The sequence below is a fragment of the Winogradskyella sp. HaHa_3_26 genome, assembly GCF_019278425.1.
In the GTDB taxonomy this organism is placed as follows: domain Bacteria; phylum Bacteroidota; class Bacteroidia; order Flavobacteriales; family Flavobacteriaceae; genus Winogradskyella; species Winogradskyella undariae.
The window spans coordinates 2,207,320-2,225,884 of record NZ_CP058981.1; the positions used below are offsets into that span (position 1 = coordinate 2,207,320).

General features: G+C 31.8%; 15 protein-coding genes and 1 tRNA gene. 15 read left to right on the forward strand and 1 reads right to left on the reverse strand.

Annotated elements, in window-relative coordinates:
- The first annotated feature begins 198 nt into the window (after positions 1-198).
- The 12 genes from dnaE (at position 199) to H0I32_RS09610 (ending at position 14,382) form a co-directional block, all read left to right on the forward strand.
- Positions 199-4,584 (forward strand): DNA polymerase III subunit alpha, encoded by a 4,386-nt coding sequence (gene dnaE, locus H0I32_RS09555; protein ID WP_179313528.1) that lies wholly within the window; start codon positions 199-201, stop codon positions 4,582-4,584.
- Between the two features lie 128 nt (positions 4,585-4,712).
- Positions 4,713-5,276: a TetR/AcrR family transcriptional regulator gene (locus tag H0I32_RS09560; protein WP_173586271.1), complete on the forward strand. Its 564-nt coding sequence runs from the start codon at positions 4,713-4,715 to the stop codon at positions 5,274-5,276.
- A 53-nt stretch (positions 5,277-5,329) separates the two neighbouring features.
- Positions 5,330-5,773, forward strand: coding sequence for a cupin domain-containing protein (locus tag H0I32_RS09565; RefSeq protein WP_179313527.1), 444 nt, complete (start codon positions 5,330-5,332; stop codon positions 5,771-5,773).
- Positions 5,774-5,796: 23 nt separating this feature from the next.
- Complete coding sequence (locus H0I32_RS09570; RefSeq protein WP_173586273.1) at positions 5,797-6,543, forward strand: SDR family NAD(P)-dependent oxidoreductase; 747 nt, start codon at positions 5,797-5,799, stop codon at positions 6,541-6,543.
- A 90-nt stretch (positions 6,544-6,633) separates the two neighbouring features.
- Positions 6,634-7,614, forward strand: coding sequence for an alpha/beta fold hydrolase (locus H0I32_RS09575; protein ID WP_179313526.1), 981 nt, complete (start codon positions 6,634-6,636; stop codon positions 7,612-7,614).
- Positions 7,615-7,623: 9 nt separating this feature from the next.
- On the forward strand, positions 7,624-8,589 hold the full coding sequence (locus H0I32_RS09580; protein ID WP_179313525.1) for an alpha/beta fold hydrolase: 966 nt from the start codon (positions 7,624-7,626) through the stop codon (positions 8,587-8,589).
- 291 nt (positions 8,590-8,880) lie between these two features.
- A complete protein-coding gene (trxA, locus tag H0I32_RS09585; protein ID WP_173586276.1) occupies positions 8,881-9,198 on the forward strand; it encodes a thioredoxin in 318 nt (105 codons plus the stop codon).
- A 158-nt stretch (positions 9,199-9,356) separates the two neighbouring features.
- Complete coding sequence (locus H0I32_RS09590) at positions 9,357-10,286, forward strand: DUF58 domain-containing protein (protein WP_179313524.1); 930 nt, start codon at positions 9,357-9,359, stop codon at positions 10,284-10,286.
- A gap of 66 nt (positions 10,287-10,352) precedes the next feature.
- Positions 10,353-10,426: transfer RNA gene (locus tag H0I32_RS09595), tRNA-Asp, on the forward strand.
- A gap of 973 nt (positions 10,427-11,399) precedes the next feature.
- A complete protein-coding gene (locus H0I32_RS09600) occupies positions 11,400-11,573 on the forward strand; it encodes a hypothetical protein (protein ID WP_173586278.1) in 174 nt (57 codons plus the stop codon).
- A 109-nt stretch (positions 11,574-11,682) separates the two neighbouring features.
- Positions 11,683-13,707, forward strand: a complete 2,025-nt coding sequence (locus H0I32_RS09605; RefSeq protein ID WP_179313523.1) for a tetratricopeptide repeat-containing sensor histidine kinase — start codon at positions 11,683-11,685, stop codon at positions 13,705-13,707.
- A gap of 6 nt (positions 13,708-13,713) precedes the next feature.
- A complete protein-coding gene (locus tag H0I32_RS09610) occupies positions 13,714-14,382 on the forward strand; it encodes a response regulator (protein WP_179313522.1) in 669 nt (222 codons plus the stop codon).
- Positions 14,383-14,604: 222 nt separating this feature from the next.
- Here H0I32_RS09610 and H0I32_RS09615 read toward each other — a convergent pair whose 3' ends face one another.
- Positions 14,605-15,102 (reverse strand): DUF456 domain-containing protein, encoded by a 498-nt coding sequence (locus tag H0I32_RS09615; RefSeq protein WP_179313521.1) that lies wholly within the window; start codon positions 15,100-15,102, stop codon positions 14,605-14,607.
- Between the two features lie 127 nt (positions 15,103-15,229).
- On the opposite strand from H0I32_RS09615, the gene H0I32_RS09620 reads away from it, so the two are divergent.
- From H0I32_RS09620 to H0I32_RS09630, 3 genes are read left to right on the forward strand one after another with little or no spacing between them, the layout of a single operon-like run.
- Positions 15,230-15,589, forward strand: coding sequence for a BlaI/MecI/CopY family transcriptional regulator (locus H0I32_RS09620; RefSeq protein WP_173586282.1), 360 nt, complete (start codon positions 15,230-15,232; stop codon positions 15,587-15,589).
- Between the two features lie 2 nt (positions 15,590-15,591).
- On the forward strand, positions 15,592-17,412 hold the full coding sequence (locus tag H0I32_RS09625) for a M56 family metallopeptidase (protein ID WP_179313520.1): 1,821 nt from the start codon (positions 15,592-15,594) through the stop codon (positions 17,410-17,412).
- A 9-nt stretch (positions 17,413-17,421) separates the two neighbouring features.
- Positions 17,422-18,552, forward strand: a complete 1,131-nt coding sequence (locus tag H0I32_RS09630; RefSeq protein ID WP_179313519.1) for a tetratricopeptide repeat protein — start codon at positions 17,422-17,424, stop codon at positions 18,550-18,552.
- The last annotated feature ends 13 nt before the right edge of the window (positions 18,553-18,565 follow it).

The window sequence follows — 18,565 nt, forward strand, 5'->3', positions numbered from 1 at the left end:
TTGTGTTATTTGCTGCTTCGTGTGAAGGTAAAAGACTGTTCAGTCGATGTTTATAATGATTTTCGTTACACTTAGCGTCTCATTGTAAAACAATTTGAATTCAAAACAATTATATTACAGTGTTTATCTTTGCGTTCTACACTAGATAGGAAGGATTGCAAGAGAAACAATTCAATAATAAAACAACTCAACAGCAATATGTACTTAATATTTGATACTGAAACCACAGGATTACCAAAACGTTGGGATGCACCAATTACGGATACGGATAATTGGCCAAGGTGTATTCAGATTGCTTGGCAATTGCATGATGCTATGGGAAACTGTATTGAGCATCAAGATTATTTAGTAAAACCTGAGGGTTTCAATATTCCTTATGATGCTGAAAAAATTCACGGTATTTCTACAGGATTAGCAGAAGAGCAAGGTATTCCATTATCTGAAGTTTTAGAGAAATTTAATATTGCACTTTCAAAAACCAAGTTTGTAGTCGGACAGAATGTTAAGTTCGATTTAAATATTATGGGAGCAGAATTTGTAAGAGAAGATCTTGCAAATCAACTTCAAGAATTACCTGTTTTAGATACTTGTACGGAGCAAACAGCGAGTTTGTGTCAGATTCCTGGTGGACGCTATGGTAAATTTAAATTACCAACATTAACGGAATTACACCAGTTTTTATTCAATAAGCCATTTGGTGAGGCACACAACGCAACGGCCGATGTTGAGGCAACAACACGTTGTTTTTTCGAGTTAATTAGAAAGGAACAATATACAGTAGAGCAATTAGATGTTCAGCCCGATTATTTTCAGAATTTTACAGAAGTAAATCCTGCTGAAATTCAGCTTATAGGTCTTAAACATATTAATCTAAAACGTGAAAGTGCTAAGATTAATGCGCGTTTACAAAAAGAGCAAGCAGCTTCTACGACAACTACAATTGATAAAGAGGCAGCGTCTCAAATAGAAGATGCGGAGTTTATGCATTTGCATAACCATTCACAGTATTCTATTCTTCAATCTACCATCAGTATTAAGGATTTAGTTGCTGCAGCTGCCAAACAAGGTATGCCTGGTGTTGCATTAACCGATCATGGAAATATGATGGGGGCATTTCACTTTGTAACTGCGGTTTCTAGTCATAATAAAGGTGTAAAAGCGCAACATAAAGCAGCAGAAGAAGCTGGATTAGAAAAGAAAGGTAAAATTATAAAACCTATTATTGGTTGCGAATTTTTTGTCTGTGAAGATCATAAAGAGAAAACCCGAAAAGATAATGGTTATCAAATAGTATTGATGGCTAAAAATAAAGTAGGGTATCATAATTTGGCTAAATTATCATCTGCCGCTTTTACAGATGGATTTTATTATGTGCCTAGAATTGATAAAAAATTAATTGAACAATATAAAGGAGATCTTATTTGCTTAACAGGTAACCTTTATGGAGAAGTGCCAAGTAAAGTTTTAAATGTTGGTGAGAACCAAGCAGAAGAAGCTTTGTTATGGTGGAAAGATACTTTTGGTGATGATTTGTATTTAGAGTTAATGCGTCATAATCAGGAAGATGAAAATCGTGTAAATCCTGTGTTAATTCAGTTTGCAAAGAAGCACGATGTTAAGCTAGTTGCAACAAATAACACCTATTATGTAGATCAAGAAAATGCAAATGCTCACGATATTTTGCTATGTGTTAAAGATGGAGAAAAGCAAGCGACACCAATAGGTCGTGGTCGTGGTTATCGTTACGGTTTGCCTAATCAGGAGTATTACTTTAAATCTACTTCAGAAATGAAGGCTTTATTTAAAGATGTTCCTGAAGCTATTGTAAATATTCAAGAAGTCTTAGATAAAATTGAGCCTTATGAGTTAGCTAGAGATGTATTATTACCTGCCTTTGATATTCCTGATGAATTTAAATTTGAAGAAGATGAGGTTGATAATGGTAAGAGAGGAGAGAATGCTTTTCTAAAACATCTAACATTTAAGGGGGCTGAAATCCGTTACGGTGAAATTACTCCAGAAGTTAAAGAACGTCTTGATTTTGAGCTGAGCGTTATTGAGAAAACAGGTTATCCAGGGTATTTCTTAATTGTTGAAGATTTTATTCGCGAAGCCAGAAAAATGGATGTTTCTGTTGGTCCTGGTCGTGGATCTGCAGCAGGATCTGTGGTTGCTTATTGTTTATGGATTACAAATATTGACCCTATTAAGTACGATTTACTTTTTGAGCGTTTCTTAAATCCAGATCGTGTAAGTATGCCCGATATTGATATTGATTTTGATGATGAAGGTCGAAGTCGTGTTATGGATTATGTAATCGAAAAATACGGTGCTAACCAGGTAGCTCAGATTATTACTTATGGTACAATGGCGGCAAAATCTTCAATTAGAGATACAGCCAGAGTATTAGATTTACCATTAAATGAAGCGGATCACCTTGCAAAGTTGATTCCTTTAATGTCTAAGCTAGGTAAGATTTTTGGACTTTCAGAAAAAGAACTTGCAAGTAAATTTAGAGCTGAGGATTTAGAGAAAATTAATGAATTACTTAATATCTCTGATGGTGACGATTTACAAGCCGAAACCTTAAACCAGGCTAGAATATTAGAAGGTTCGGTTCGTAATACAGGGATTCACGCTTGTGGTGTAATTATAACACCAGGGGATATTACCAATTACGTACCAGTTGCATTAGCAAAGGATTCTGATTTGTATGTCACACAATTTGATAACTCTGTTGTGGAAAGTGCTGGGTTATTGAAGATGGATTTCTTGGGATTAAAAACCTTAACGTTAATTAAAGACACAGTAAAACTTGTAAAGGCAAAACATGATATTACTCTAGATCCAGAGAATTTTCCATTAGATGATGTGCCAACGTATGAGTTATTCCAACGTGGAGAAACAGTTGGAGTGTTTCAGTATGAATCACCAGGGATGCAGAAGCACATGAAGAATCTTAAGCCTACGGTTTTTGATGATTTAATTGCCATGAACGCCTTGTATCGTCCGGGTCCAATGGAGTATATACCAAGTTTTATTGCGCGTAAACATGGTGATGAAGAGATTGTTTACGATTTACCAGAAATGGAAGAATACCTTAAGGAGACTTACGGAATTACAGTTTATCAAGAGCAAGTAATGTTACTTTCACAAAAATTGGCCGATTTTACAAAAGGTGAAGCCGATGTTTTGAGAAAAGCGATGGGTAAAAAGCAGATTGCGGTTTTGGATAAGATGAAACCAAAATTTATTGAGCAAGCTGGAGCTAAAGGTTTAGATAAAACTAAACTCGAAAAAATTTGGAAGGATTGGGAAGCCTTTGCAAGTTACGCCTTTAATAAGTCTCACTCAACGTGTTATGCTTGGATTGCTTACCAAACTGCTTATTTAAAAGCACATTACCCAGCAGAATATATGGCTGCGGTATTGTCTAATAACATGAATGATATTAAGTCCGTAACCTTCTTTATGGAAGAGTGTAAACGGATGCGATTACCTGTTTTAGGGCCAGATGTAAATGAGAGTTTTTACAAGTTTTCAGTAAACCAAGATAATGCTGTGCGTTTCGGAATGGGAGCTATAAAAGGTGTTGGTCATGGTGCGGTTAAAACGATTGTAGAAAACAGAAAAGAAGGAGGTCATTATAAGTCTATTTTCGATTTCGCAAAACGTATAGATTTACGTGCGGCCAATAAAAGAGCCTTTGAAGGCTTAGCAAATGCAGGAGGATTTGATTGTTGGACAAATACTCACAGAGCACAATATTTTGCAGATGTTGGTGATGGTATTAGTTTTTTAGAGAAAGCTGTTAAATATGGTGCCAAACATCAAGAAAATGAAAATTCTGCTCAAGTGAGTTTATTTGGTGCGGCTAGTGATGTTCAAATTGCCGAACCTTTAGTGCCGCCATGTGAAGATTGGGGAACGATGGAGAAATTATCACGAGAAAGAGAGGTAGTTGGTATTTATATTTCTGGTCATCCGCTCGATGATTTTTCAATTGAAATGAAATCGTTTTGTAACGGTGTCGTTGCTCATTTTAATAATTTAGAAAGCGTTGTAAATAGTGAAATTACCTTTGGGGGTGTGGTTACCGATGTGCAACATCGTGTAAGTAAACAAGGAAAAGGTTGGGCTATTTTTACAATTGAAGATTACACCGATAGTTTCGAGTTTAGAATTTTCGGAGAAGATTACCTAAAATTCAGACACTTTTTTGTTATAAATTCTTTTGTTTATGTAAGAGCTTTTGTTCGTGAAGGTTGGGTGAATAGAGATACAGGTAAAAAAGGTGATCCTAGAATTCAGTTTAATAGTTTTCAGTTGTTACATGATGTCATGGATGCTTATGCAAAGAAACTATCAATTCAGCTTAATATTAAAGAATTAGATAGCGAAACAGTTAATGTTTTACATGATTTAATTATGTTACATGAAGGCACAAAACCTTTAAGTTTTTTGATTTACGATAATGCCGAAAAGATCAAAGTACAAATGCCAAGCCGAAAAAATAAAGTGAATATTTCTCAAGAGTTATTAAAATCTCTTAGAGATCATGATTTGAAGTATAAATTGAATTAAATACCTCTTAGATAATTAGCCTTATTAATTATAATATATAAACACGAGTTGTAACTTAAGTATTCTTGATTTTATATTAAAAACAGACAGACTTGTCTGTTTTTAATATTTTATTATATATTTGCAGTATGAAACATAGTGAAGTAAAAAATAGAATTACGGAGACAGCCTCTTTTTTATTTTATAAAAACGGGTATAATTCTACGGGTATAAACCAAATAATAGCTGAAGCAGGCATTGCTAAGGCTACGCTTTACAGTCATTTTAAATCTAAAGAAGAGATTTGTTTGGCCTATCTTCAATACAAGAATATCAATTTTATTGAAAATTTTGAAAAGTTCACCACATCAAAACCAAAAGGGACAGATCAGATCCTAGCCATATTCGATTTCCTTCAATTATTTTATCAAGATAAAGATTTTAATGGGTGTTGGTGTATAAAAACGGTTTCAGAAATACCAAAAGATAATGCCATTATTAGACATGAAATTCAGTCTCAAAAAAACGAATTCATTGCACTTATCACCAAACTCATTACAAATAATCTAGAACATATAAAAAGCGCGCAAGTCAGTTCACTAGCAAGACAAATCTATTTACTATACGAAAGTGCTGTAGGCGAAAGCTACTTACATCAAGAAGATTGGCCTATTCTTGAGTCTAAAAATTTATGTGAAAAAATAATAACTTAAAAAAATTTAAACAAATAAAGACAGACCTGTCTGTCTTTAAATAAAGATTATTTATGAAAGAAAATAACACATCAAGCGATTACTCAAAACTAGAATTAGGGGAATTCTCAAATTTGACTAAAAATGTATTTCAGCCAAGTCCCGATTTTAAATTAGATGGAAAAAAGTTTGTAAAAGATGAGCTCGGATTAACCAGCTCAGAAATATCGTTTAATACAATGGCATCGAATACGGCAATTCCTCTACTTCATAAACACAAAGAGAACGAAGAAATCTATATCGCCGTTAAAGGAAAAGGACAATTACTTCTCAATGATAATTATGTAGATCTAAAAGAAGGAACGGTTGTAAGAGTTGCAACAGATACAGAAAGAGCAATCAGAAATAACTCGGATTCACTTTTCTCTTTTATTGTAATACAAGCCAAAGAAAATTCACTCGAAGGAAGCACTGTTTCTGACGGGTACTTAATAGAGAAAAAACCAAATTGGAATTAATTAATACTTAAATAAAAAATAAAATGAAAGAATTTGCAAACAAAGTAGCCTTAGTCATTGGCGGAACAAGTGGTATTGGTAACGCAACAACAAATGCGTTGTTAGAAGGCGGTGCAACCGTACATGTTGTAGGAAGAAACATAGATAAAATTGCCGATGCAACAAACTTAATTAAACACACAGCAAACATATCTAACACCACAGAAGTTGATGCTTTAATAGCTAAAATTGATGGTTTAGATAACTTAGATTATTTAGTAAATGCTTCAGGGATTTTTGGCCCCAAACCATTTTTAGATCATACTATGGAAGACTATAATTCGTATTTAGATTTAAACAGAGGCTTCTTTTTTATCACACAAAGTGCTGCTAAAAAAATGAAAGCGACTCAAGGTGGCTCTATCGTAAATGTGGGCTCTATGTGGGCAAAACAAGCGGTAAAAGCAACTCCTTCTACGGCTTATTCTATGCAAAAAGCCGGTTTACATTCGTTAACTCAACATTTAGCAATGGAATTAGCAGACGATAACATTCGTGTAAATGCCGTATCGCCAGCATTAGTAAATACGCCTGTGTATCATGGTGTTTTTGGTGGTGAAGAAGCTGCGAAAGAAGCATTGGTTGGCTTTAATGATTTTCATCCCATAGGTCGTTTTGGAGAATCGGAAGATATTGCCAATAGTATCGTCTTCTTATTATCAGATAAAGCTGCTTGGGTAACAGGTGCTATTTGGGATACCGATGGTGGTGTTATGGCTGGTAGAAACTAAAAAACACAAAGAAATAAGTCATAAGCTGTTTGAATGCAGGTTATGACTTTTCAACTTTTCTCAAATTAATTTGAGATTTAAATTTAAATTATGAAATACGTAGTCCTAACCTTAAGTATCGTTTTGCTTTTTAGCTCTTGTAAAGAGCAGGTAATATCAGAAACGAAAAAAGGTTCTAACACTTCACTGGCGATTAGTGAAAATCAAAAATCAACTTTAAAATATAAAACATTAGCTGTAAACGAAATAAACATAGCTTATAGAGAAGCTGGTAATCCTAAAAATCCAACCATCGTTTTACTACATGGTTTTCCGGCATCATCGTATCAATACCGAAAAGTGTTAGCACAACTCTCTAACGAGTTTCATTTAATTGCACCTGATTATCCTGGTTTTGGTAATAGTGATTTTCCAGATGCGGAAACGTTTACCTATACATTTGATAATATTGCAGTTACTATTGATACATTTTTAGAACAAAAAGGGATTAATTCTTATGCGATAATGATTCAAGATTATGGTGCTCCTATTGGTTTTAGATTAGCAACAGCTCATCCTGAAAGAATTACAGCAATCATAAACCAAAACGGAAATGCTTATGAAGAAGGTTTAGGTGAAGCTTGGTCTGGAATAAGAGCACTTTGGAAAAATAGAACTAAAGAAACCGAAGATGCGTTATTACCTGCTTTTTCATTAGAAGGTTTAAAATGGCAATACACACATGGTGTTAGAGATATAGAAACTGTAGATCCGGATACTTATAATTTAGATTTCTTAAGATTGTCTAGACCAAATGCACATGCCGTAAATTTAGATTTGTTTTATGATTATCAGAATAATGTAAAACTATATCCAAAATGGCAACAATATTTAAGAGACTATCAACCACCATTATTAGTCGTTTGGGGTAAAAATGATGCCTTTTTTCCTGAAAGTGGTGCCGAAGCGTTTAAAAAAGACGTAAAAAACATAGATTACAACATTTACGATACCGGTCATTTTGCTTTAGAAGAAGATGGTGACGCTATTATTGAAAACATGCGAGTTTTCATGAGAAACCTGAATAAATAGACATACCGAATGAAACAATTTGCACTAACATTAATTATTATAGCCTCTTTATTTGGTTGTCAGGATACAACTGAAAAGAATGAAAAACAGTTTTTTTTACCGCCAGCTACAACGTATAATTATGCAGTAATAGATAGTGTAAAACTGTTTTATAGAGAAGCAGGAGATAAAAGTAAGCCAACGATTGTATTGCTACATGGTTACCCATCGTCTTCACATTCATATAGAAACCTAATTCCTATGTTGGCGACGCATTACCATGTTATTGCTCCAGATAATTTAGGCTCGGGTTATAGCACACATTTAGATCCTGAAACTACAACGTATACGTTTGATTTGTTGGCAACTTATACAGAAAAGCTTATCGATACACTTCAAATTGAAAACTATGTGATGTACATGCAAGATTTTGGTGCTCCTGTAGGATATCGAATGATGATGAAAAATCCAAAACGAATAGAAGCTTTAATTGTTCAGAACGCCAATGCTTATTTGGAAGGTTTAACGCCTAAACGACAAGATTTTTTTATAACCGCACAAATAGATACGTCTCAAACTAAGCATAATTTTTTATATAGCTTAACAGGCGAAGATGCCATAATAAATAAGCAGTATTTATTTGATTTAGACACTACAAATATCAATATTCAAAGTCCGGATGCTTGGACACACGATTTAGCATTTCTAAAATCTCAAAAAGACAGAGAAATCCAAGTGCAGCTATTTAAAGATTACAACACCAATTTGATTAGATACCCTAAATGGCAAAAGATGTTGAGAGACAATCAACCCAAAACATTAATTACTTGGGGTAAAAAGGATTTGAAATTTAATGCTAATGGAGCGAAGGCTTATTTAAAAGATTTACCCAATGCTGAGTTACATTTATTAGATGCAGGTCATTTTGCAGCTGAAGAAAAAACGAGAGAGATAGCAAAACTTATTCTAGAGTTTTTGTCTAAGATTGAGATATGATAGTGAGTTAAATAGTTGTGGCCTATTTATATTAAAGGAAAAGGTTTATTGTTATACCAAATTTGCGCAAAGGATGGAAGTGGCATCCTTTTTTGTCATTAAATGCAAAAAAGATATAACGGACAGCCTGGTTTATGCGCCCAAAACAGTAAGCATATAACGCCTCTATATCGCTATAATCAAAACATATACAGGCTTTGTAAGGTTTGCGGAATATTTTGACTAATTTTGTAATTCCATATAAACATGGAAAAAGAAAGATAAGTACAATACATTTAAAAAATAAATATTATGGCATTAGAGATAACAGATGCAAATTTTGAAGAAACAGTATTAAAGAGTGATAAGCCTGTGGTAGTTGATTTTTGGGCTGCTTGGTGTGGACCTTGTCGTATGGTTGGACCAATCATTGATGAGATTAGTACAGAATACGAAGGTAAAGCTGTTGTTGGTAAAGTAGACGTTGATGCAAACCAAGAATTTGCAGCGAAATATGGTGTAAGAAACATACCAACAGTATTAGTTTTTCAAAACGGAGAAGTAGTAGGTCGCCAAGTTGGTGTAGCTCCTAAGAATGCTTATTCAGATGCTATTGACGCACTTTTATAGTTTGTATTCTAAAAGATATTAAAAAAGGTTTGCCTAAATGGCAAACCTTTTTTAGTTTGTACACGTTTTATGTCTTTTACTTCTTGAGTTTAATGGAGAGGATGATCCTTAGACTGTAAAATTATTTAATCTCTTAGTGCGGAAAGTTAAAATAGCTTATGGATTTACAAAAAGAACTGAATAAAACGGGTGGATTTAAAAATCTAGAATTTTTAGCTAAACAGGTTGTTGAGGGGTTTATTGCAGGGATGCATAAAAGTCCGTTTCATGGATTTTCTGCAGAGTTTGCTGAACACAAAATTTACAATCAAGGTGAAAGTACAAAACATATAGATTGGAAACTCTATGCGAAAACAGATCGTTTATATACCAAACGTTACGATGAGGAAACTAATTTGCGTTGCCATATTATTTTAGATAATAGTAGTTCTATGCATTATCCTGAAACGGCAGGAACAACTCTAGGTAATCTTAATAAAGTGGCGTTTTCGGCTTTAGCAAGTGCTTCATTAATGTATATTTTTAAAAAACAGCGCGATGCTGTAGGCTTAAGTATTTATAGTGATAAATATGATTTTTATTCTCCAGAAAAGGGGAGCGAGCGTCACCATCAGATGTTATTGCATAAATTAAGTGAAGCTGTGATTTCTAAAACGGATACCAAAACAACAGAAACTTACCAATACTTGCATCAGATAGCAGAAAAGATTCACCGTAGATCTTTAATTTTTGTATTTACAGATATGTTTCAAACGTCAGAAGATGATGAAAAATTATTTGAAGCATTACGGCATTTAAAGCATAATAAACATGAAGTTGTTTTATTTCATGTTTTTGATAAAGAAAAAGAACTTTATTTTGATTTTGATAATAGACCTAAGCGTTTTATTGATGTTGAGACAGGAGATTATATTAATTTATATGCAGATAACATAAAAAACAGCTATGAAAAGGCTGTAAATAAATATTTTACAGATTTGAAAATAAAATGTGGTCAATACAGAATTAAGTACGTAGAAGCTAATGTTAATGCGGGTTTTGATAGTGTTTTGACGACCTATATGATAGAGCGACAAAAATTTATTTAAAGTTTTTTCATTTTTTTCTTGTGGGTTTGAAAAAGGGTTGTATATTTGCACTCGCAATAACGCAACGGTCTGGTAGTTCAGCTGGTTAGAATGTCGCCCTGTCACGGCGAAGGTCGCGGGTTCGAGTCCCGTCCAGACCGCTAAAATTGCAAATCTAAAGCTTCAAGAAATTGAGGCTTTTTTTTGGCGACTATAAAGATGTTGTGTTGTTCTAGGAGATATCCTAGAGTAGTTGTAAGAGTCCTAACTAGGTTTAGGAACTTACCGATGAAAGGCTTTCCTTTTTTCTGAATAAGAAGATCGGGATGCTTTTTTGTTTTTAAGCCTTTTTGTTCTAAAAAACGGTATCCTGTAAAGAGTATTGCTTTATTTTCTTTCTAAGACTTTTGTTGCTTGCCTAATTTAAATATCAAAAATTACGTCTCTAAGGTTTATTGGGGTAATTTAAGAGCTTAAAGCTAAATTTTAGAGAGGATGATAGTATTTGGAGAATATAACTCAATATCTATGTCTTCATGTAGTTCAATAATGTTTACTCGTTATTTGTTTTCTAATCGTTTTAGCGGTCTTGATGTTCGATTTTTTGAAAATATTGAAGAAGTGAACAATCAATAGGGTTAGTGCTTTATTATTATGGAGTTTTTAATAAAAAATAATGTGACTTTTTTAAAAAGATAAGGTCTTATAAATGCTATTAATCATTGAAAATTTAAGCTACGAGAAATCGTAGCTTTTTTTTTGTTTATTATTACTGATACTATAATTATATTTATCTAAAATCAAACGGTGTTTTAAAGTTGTTAACTGAGTTATTAACTGTATTTTTTCTTTTTATCGGTAAAAAGTTTCTCTTTGTCGTGCTTTTGTTTGTTTAATTCATTTTAAATAATATATTTGTACTTCTTATGAGTGTTGTGTAACGCTTAATAAGATCAATTTAATCATTGTGCTTTAAGCATGTAATTAATGTTTTAAAAATATCCCTCGTTTTATTTTTAGTATCATTTTAGGGTAACCCCTAAAATAGTTAATTATCCATTTCCCTCCCTCAGTGTATCGCGTAAGCTTTACCTATTTTGATATTGACTAATTTTAACCCTAAATAAATATTTTATGAAAACCCTAAAAATTACTTTATCTCTAGTTGCAGTTTTATTATTAACAGTTTCTGTTGTAAAAACAGACCGTGTTGAAAAAAGCAGTGATGCACCAACTTACAAAGAATATAGTCCAAATGATTTACTAGCTATTGACAAAAAGAAATTGAAATTACAAACACAAGGATAATATTATATTGTTCTTCAAATACTGAATATAAGCTCTCATATAACTATGAGGGCTTTAATTTTTATGTAATTTCTAATTTTAGTCTATTTTTGATGCAAATCATTAAACTTTGTTGAAGCATATATTCTTTATATTTTTTATTATTCAGATTGCAACTGATGTCATTTATGCTCAAAGTAAAGTCGTAGATTCGGTGAATGCGTTAATATTGAAATCTAAGGACGATACATATTCATTAGGTGAACGATTTAAATATGCGAGTACTGCATCTGAACTAGCGAAGAAGGCTAAAATAGACTCTATGGTCTTAAAAGCAAACAGGAGTTTATCTACCCAATATTTTTATTTACAAGAATATGATAAATATGTAAGTTTAAACAGAGCTAATTTAGATTTAGCGAAAAAAATTAATGATTCTTCAGCTGTAACAGTGGCTGGTTCTAATCTTGGGTCGTACTATAGATATACACAACAGAACGATAGTTCCTATTTTTTTTATTCTAGAGCACTAAAATTTTATAGCAGTAAAGAGGTCTCAGAAAAAAAAGCAAATGCGCTCTTTTATTCGGCAGACCTTCAGCAAATGGCAAAAATTTATACCGCTGCTGAAGATGATGCTGTAAAAGCACTTTCAATTTTAAATAGATTACCAAAAACAGAATATCGCTTAGATATGTACTGGAGTCTCTATAACTTATTGGCTATGAACTCTAATGAGTTAGAAAACTATAATAAAGCTATAGAGTATTATGATGAATCGATTAAGTATGCAAAAGTGATGCAAAATGGATTTATTAATGAAATATATTCTATCAATAACAAAGCAAATGTTTATCGTAAAATAGGAAAATATAAAGAGGCTATTGATTTATACGAGAGTCTCTTGCCTTTAAAATTAAAATACGAAGACGAAGATCCTACGTTTTATGCGGTTCTTCTTAGTAATATAATAAAAACTAAATTTGAATCCGATAAGTATGATTTTGAGGATCTTGAAAGTGATTACAAAGAGGCTTATGAAATTGTAGAAAGTTTAGATGATGAAATTACTTTAATGCACTTATCATTAGACCTGTCTGAGTTTTACTTGAAAAATCAGTATAACGATTCGGTTGTGAAATACAGTGAGAATGCTTTAAATATGGCAAGAAAAGTGGGCTCAAATCAAACTAGGTTACAGGCTTTACTTAATATGTCTAAGGCTGTTGATGGTTATAAGGCAAGAGCATTGTTATTAGAACATATCCAACTCTCAGATAGTCTTAGATCAGAAGATAGAAAAGTTAGAAATAAATTTGCGAGAATAAAATTTGATACAGAACAAATCGAAGCCGAAAACAAACAAATATCAAAAGAAAACCTTTATTTACTGATCTTGTCAGTAGGTATATTACTAACAGCTGTCTTGGTTTATATTGTTATTTCTCAACGTGCAAAAAATAGAAAGTTAGAGCTGATGCAAATTCAACAGACGGCAAACGAAGACATCTATAATTTAATGCTTGGTCAGCAAGATAAAGTTGATGAAGCTAGAGCTAAAGAAAAATTAAGAATCTCTAAAGAATTACACGATGGTGTTTTGGGTCGACTTTTTGGTGTGAGGTTAAGCTTAGATAGTATCAACTTTAAAGAGGGTAAAGAGGCTATGTTATCTAGATCAAAATATATAAGTCAACTTCAAGTTGTAGAGCAAGATATTCGTAAAATCTCTCATGAATTAAATATCGATTTTATTTCTGGTTCTAGTTTTATAGATATTGTTTCAGAACTTATAGAAGTGCAATCTACGGCATATGGTCTAGAATCTGAATTTGATTATACCGATGATATAAGTTGGGATTTAGTATCAAATAAAATCAAAATAAATATATATAGAATCATTCAAGAGTCTATGCAGAATATTTATAAACATGCTAAAGCAAAACATATTCAAATTAGTATTTTACTGGAAAAAAACTTAATTTGCCTTAACATTATTGACGATGGTGAAGGTTTTGATATTTTAAAAAGCAAGAAGGGAATTGGGTTAAAAAACATGAATTCTAGAGTAGATGATATTCAAGGTCATATTGTTTTTACTTCTAAATTAGGCAATGGTACAAGCGTTAATGTTAAAATTCCTTATTCAAATTAATTACACATGGAACACATAAAAATTTTAATGGTAGATGATCATCCTATTATTATTGAAGGCTATCAAAATGTGTTAATGGCAACTAAGAAAGAAGATGAAACTTTATATATAGATACTGCTAATAATTGTGATACTGCAGTTACAATGATAGAGCGAGCTTCAAAAAAGTATCCCTATAATATCTGTTTTTTTGATATTAGTTTACCTGGTTCTGAGGATGGTAAATATCTTTCGGGTGAAGATCTGGCACTTTTAGCAAAGAAATTAATGCCTAGGGCTAAGATTGTAATTTTAACGATGTTTAATGAAAGTTTCAGAATCCATAATATAATTAAAGAGATCAATCCAGATGGGTTTCTTATTAAAAGTGATTTAACTTCTATGGAATTGGCTGATGGTTTTCAACAAATTATGAAATCACCACCCTATTATAGTAGTACCGTAAAAAATTATATTAAAAAAACTATTTCCAGCGATATTTATGTAGATGATATCAATCGAAAAATCTTACACTTATTATCTCAAGGTGTCAAAACAAAAAGTTTAAATGAATATATAGGTATCTCTACCAGTGGTATTGAAAAAAGAAAAAAGCAACTTAAAATTTTATTTGGTATAGACGATAGTAAAGATGAATCTTTATTAAAAGAAGCTCGAGAAAAGGGGTATTTGTAAACAAAGTCGTAAAAAAGCATATTTTTAGTCTTTAAATATGCTTGAATCTACTATCTTATATAAGGTATACGGTTTTTCCGCAGCAAAATGTAAAAGGTGATATATATATTTGTAACATCAGCAAGAGTTAATTAATCCCTTATTAAGTTTTTGTTGAATTAATAGCAAGAAAATTTAGCCTAGTTTCATTTATTGTAACTAGGCTTTTTTGATTTAAGCTGTTTAATACCAACTTGCATTGTGTTCTAACAATTTTGCAATAAAAAAGCCAAAGTAAATTATAGCAACGATAAATTTTAAAAAGGTAGAAGCTATAAAACCTAAAAACGATCCAAATGCTGCCTTTAAAGCTTTGTTAAAATCATTTTTATTCATCATTTCTCCAATAAGTGCTCCAACAAAAGGGCCAATGATGATACCAAAGGGAATAGGAGCAATTAATCCTATTATTAAACCCAATGTTGTGCCAATCATTCCGGCTTTACTTCCTCCAAAACGTTTGGTTCCTATAGCGGGTATTATATAATCTAGTACATAAATAACTATGGCAACAATTAAGGTTATTATTAAAAAGGTCAGACTCATTTCTACACCTTTTGTAAAATGAAGGACTAATAAACCTGCCCAACTTGTCAATGGTCCAGGTATTACGGGTAGAAAACTACCTAAGATTCCAATAATCATTAATAGAAAAGCAATGACGACTAAAAATAGTTCCATAAAATTAAGTTCAATTTATTTATAAGACGCTGTAAACAAGCATTTGTTACAATTATTAACTATGAAATTAGTTCAAACTAAATAATTAGTTATATTTGTAGTGGGTTTAAACTAAAAACTTAGTTATATGAAGCAGTTAACAAAAGCAGAAGAAGAGATTATGCAAGCCTTATGGTTGCTTAAAAAAGCGAATGTAAAATCGGTTATAGAAACTTTACCAGAACCTAAACCTGCTTATAATACTGTTTCTACCATAATTAGAATTTTAGAATCTAAAGGTTTTGTAAGCTATGAGAAAAAAGGAAAAGGGCATGTGTATTTTCCTGTTGTGGCTAAAGAATCTTACAGTAATCAATCCATTAATAAATTAGTCGATAATTATTTTCAAGGTTCATTTAAAAGTATGGTGTCTTTCTTTGTTCAGAAAAATGATGTGGATATAAAAGATATAGAAGTCTTATTAGATGAAATTAATAAAAAGAACTAATTATGCTTTATACGATACTTCAAATTATTGCATTTCAAGCCTTGTTTTTATTGGTTTACGATTTGTTTTTAAAACGAGAAACCTTCTTTAATTATAATAGAGCGTATTTAATGTTGACTTCCGTTTTGTCACTCATTTTGCCTTTTGTAAAGTTCCCGACATTGAAAAAACTGGCCACTAAAGATATGGTAATTCATTTACCCGAAGTTTTTATAGGGGCTAAAACACCAACGGCTTATGATATTCAAATAGCAGAACAAGTTGGTATCATTTTAGAGCAACCAAAAACCCCAATTTGGCAAATTGTAGCACTTTTTGGAATTGGAATTGCAACACTCATTTTTCTTATTAAAATCACCAAATTATACTGGGTGAAATATAAAAACCCAAAGCGTTGGAAAGGCAATGTGCTTATTGTTAACTTAATAAAGAGTAGTGCAGCTTATTCATTTTTCAATACTATATTTTTAGGAGAACATATTTCTGAAAGTGAAAAATCTACCATTTACGAACATGAAATGGTGCATATTAAAGAACTACACTCTTTAGATTTATTATTTTTTGAATTGCTACGCATCATATTTTGGTTTAATCCACTAGTATATATCTACCAAAATAGAATTAAAGAATTACACGAATATATTGCTGATGCCAAAGCTGTAAAACAAAGCGGGAAATCGGAATATTATAAAAGTTTACTCAATCAGGTTTTAGATGTTAATCAGGTGTCTTTTACCAATGCATTTTTCAATACATCATTAATCAAAAAACGAATCGTTATGTTACAAAAAACAAAATCAAAACAGCTTCATCTTATTAAGTATGCCTTATTAATTCCTATGGTATTTGGAATGTTAATTTATACCTCTACTGAAGTTAGAGCGCAGGAGAAAACAACGGAACAAGTTGTTGACCAAGAATTGACTGAAGCAGAGTTGGTGAAAAAGTATTATGATGAATTTGGAGCAATGAAAAAAAATGGCTCTAGCTTTTTTGAAATTTCAGATTATGCAGGATTTAGTAAGGGTAAGACAATCAAATATTTAATGTCAAAAAAAGAGTTTTTGAAAATGAAAGCATTTTTGATTTATCTTTCAGAAGATGATATTAGAAACAAATATGAAGGGGGTACTTTAACTCAGGTTGATATTGATGGATCAAAATTTATGAGTATGGATAAATTCAAAACTTATGAAGAATTTAAAGCTTTTAAAAACACAAAAGAACAAAAAGAACGTTGGGAGTTATATGGACAAGAAGGAGTTTTAAAATTATTTGTTGAAGATGTTGCGGATAAAACAAAAGAAGAAACTAAACGCTATAATGCTTATTTGAAGCAATTAGAAAACGATGATTCATTTAATAAATTAGTGGTTACAGATGGTAGGTCAACTTTAGTGTTAGATTCTTATATTTCACAAGAGGGAGAAGAGGTAATTAAGTACGAAATAGCAGAAGTCCCATTTTCAGTAGTCGATGAAAGCCCAACAACTGTAGATTGTGAAGATTTAGAAAGCAATGAAGATCGAAAAAACTGTTTTAATAATTTTGTGAATAAGCACATTGCTAAAAACTTTAATACAAGTATAGGTGATAGTCTAAGTCAAGGGAGAAAACGTGTTTTTGTTCAGTTTAAAATTGATACCAATGGGACTGTTAAACATATTGTTGCTAGAGGTCCAAGTCCAGAATTAGAGGAAGAAGCCAAACGTGTTTTAGAAATGTTACCTCAGTTTATTCCTGGAAAACAAAAAGGGAAATTGGTTGTAGTGCCTTTTTCTGTGCCCATTGTTTTTCAAATTCATGATTCTAAAAAAGACTAATTACTGCTTATGAAATTAATTTTAGGGTTCTTGTGTTGTGTTTTTGTGATCCATTTAAATGCTCAAAATATAAAAGCGGAAGCAGATCATCTTTATGTGAATGGTAATTTTTCCAAAGCCATTGAGACCTATAAATCTCTTAAAAATTTAGATGTTGTTTATGATGATATAGCTAAGGCTTATATTGCTATTGGTAACTATGATGAAGCCTTAGATTATTATGATAAAGCTGTGACAGCTAATGAAGATAATCTCTTAATAAAGTATGAATTTGCAAAACTTTTAGCACGTACTAAAAAGTATGAAAAAGCCAATTTGTTATTCACTAATTTAATTACTTCAGACAGTTTAAACCCTAATTATCACTACGAGTTGGGTATTGTTCTAGAAAAGCAAAAAGACACCTCGGCTTTAGAGCAATTTATGGATGCTTATAAACTAGATGAAACGCATCAAAAAGCTATTTTTAAAATTGCGAAACATCATTTAATAAAACGGAACTTTATAGAAGCTCATGGTTATATAGATCGGGGTTTAAAAAGTTATAAAAACAATGTGAAACTGATAAGTTTAAAAGCACAAGCTTATTATCATCAAGAATATTATACACATGCTATTGTGTGGTTTCAGAAATTGCTTGATTTAGGTGAAGAATCTGAATTTATTTATGAAAAATTGAGTCTGTCTTTTGCGCAAAATTCGGATTATATAGAAGCTATTAATTTCCGAAAAAAAGCTTTAAAATATAGTCCGAATGATGCCAATGCGATGTTTGTAATTGCTGGTTATTATGAAAAATTAAACAATTTTGAAAAGGCAGAAGAATTTATGACTAAATCTTTACAATTAAAAGATCTTCCGCTTTCAGATGAATATCAACGATTAGGCACAATTTTAAATCGTCAGAAAAAGTACGAAGCAGCCATTAAAACATTTCAAAAATCCTTAAAAGAAGATCCTTCTAATATGGTTACTGAATTCTATCTGTTAAGAACCAAAGACGAATATTACGCTGATATTGATGCAAAAATTAGAGCGTATGAGAAGTTTGTAGAAAAACATAAAGAAAATCCGTTTGTTAGGTTTTCAGAATCTAGATTAAAAGAATTAAAGCAAGAAAAGTTTTTAGCTGAAAATTAATATTGTAATTATG

Coding starts and splice junctions, on each gene's coding strand:
- H0I32_RS09630 (WP_179313519.1), top strand. CDS start 17,422: ATGAAATTAATTTTAGGGTTCTTGTGTTGTGTTTTTGTGATCCATTTA.
- H0I32_RS09620 (WP_173586282.1), top strand. CDS start 15,230: ATGAAGCAGTTAACAAAAGCAGAAGAAGAGATTATGCAAGCCTTATGG.
- H0I32_RS09600 (WP_173586278.1), top strand. CDS start 11,400: ATGAAAACCCTAAAAATTACTTTATCTCTAGTTGCAGTTTTATTATTA.
- H0I32_RS09570 (WP_173586273.1), top strand. CDS start 5,797: ATGAAAGAATTTGCAAACAAAGTAGCCTTAGTCATTGGCGGAACAAGT.
- trxA (WP_173586276.1), top strand. CDS start 8,881: ATGGCATTAGAGATAACAGATGCAAATTTTGAAGAAACAGTATTAAAG.
- H0I32_RS09580 (WP_179313525.1), top strand. CDS start 7,624: ATGAAACAATTTGCACTAACATTAATTATTATAGCCTCTTTATTTGGT.
- dnaE (WP_179313528.1), top strand. CDS start 199: ATGTACTTAATATTTGATACTGAAACCACAGGATTACCAAAACGTTGG.
- H0I32_RS09625 (WP_179313520.1), top strand. CDS start 15,592: ATGCTTTATACGATACTTCAAATTATTGCATTTCAAGCCTTGTTTTTA.
- H0I32_RS09560 (WP_173586271.1), top strand. CDS start 4,713: ATGAAACATAGTGAAGTAAAAAATAGAATTACGGAGACAGCCTCTTTT.
- H0I32_RS09575 (WP_179313526.1), top strand. CDS start 6,634: ATGAAATACGTAGTCCTAACCTTAAGTATCGTTTTGCTTTTTAGCTCT.
- H0I32_RS09615 (WP_179313521.1), bottom strand. CDS start 15,102: ATGGAACTATTTTTAGTCGTCATTGCTTTTCTATTAATGATTATTGGA.
- H0I32_RS09610 (WP_179313522.1), top strand. CDS start 13,714: ATGGAACACATAAAAATTTTAATGGTAGATGATCATCCTATTATTATT.
- H0I32_RS09590 (WP_179313524.1), top strand. CDS start 9,357: ATGGATTTACAAAAAGAACTGAATAAAACGGGTGGATTTAAAAATCTA.
- H0I32_RS09565 (WP_179313527.1), top strand. CDS start 5,330: ATGAAAGAAAATAACACATCAAGCGATTACTCAAAACTAGAATTAGGG.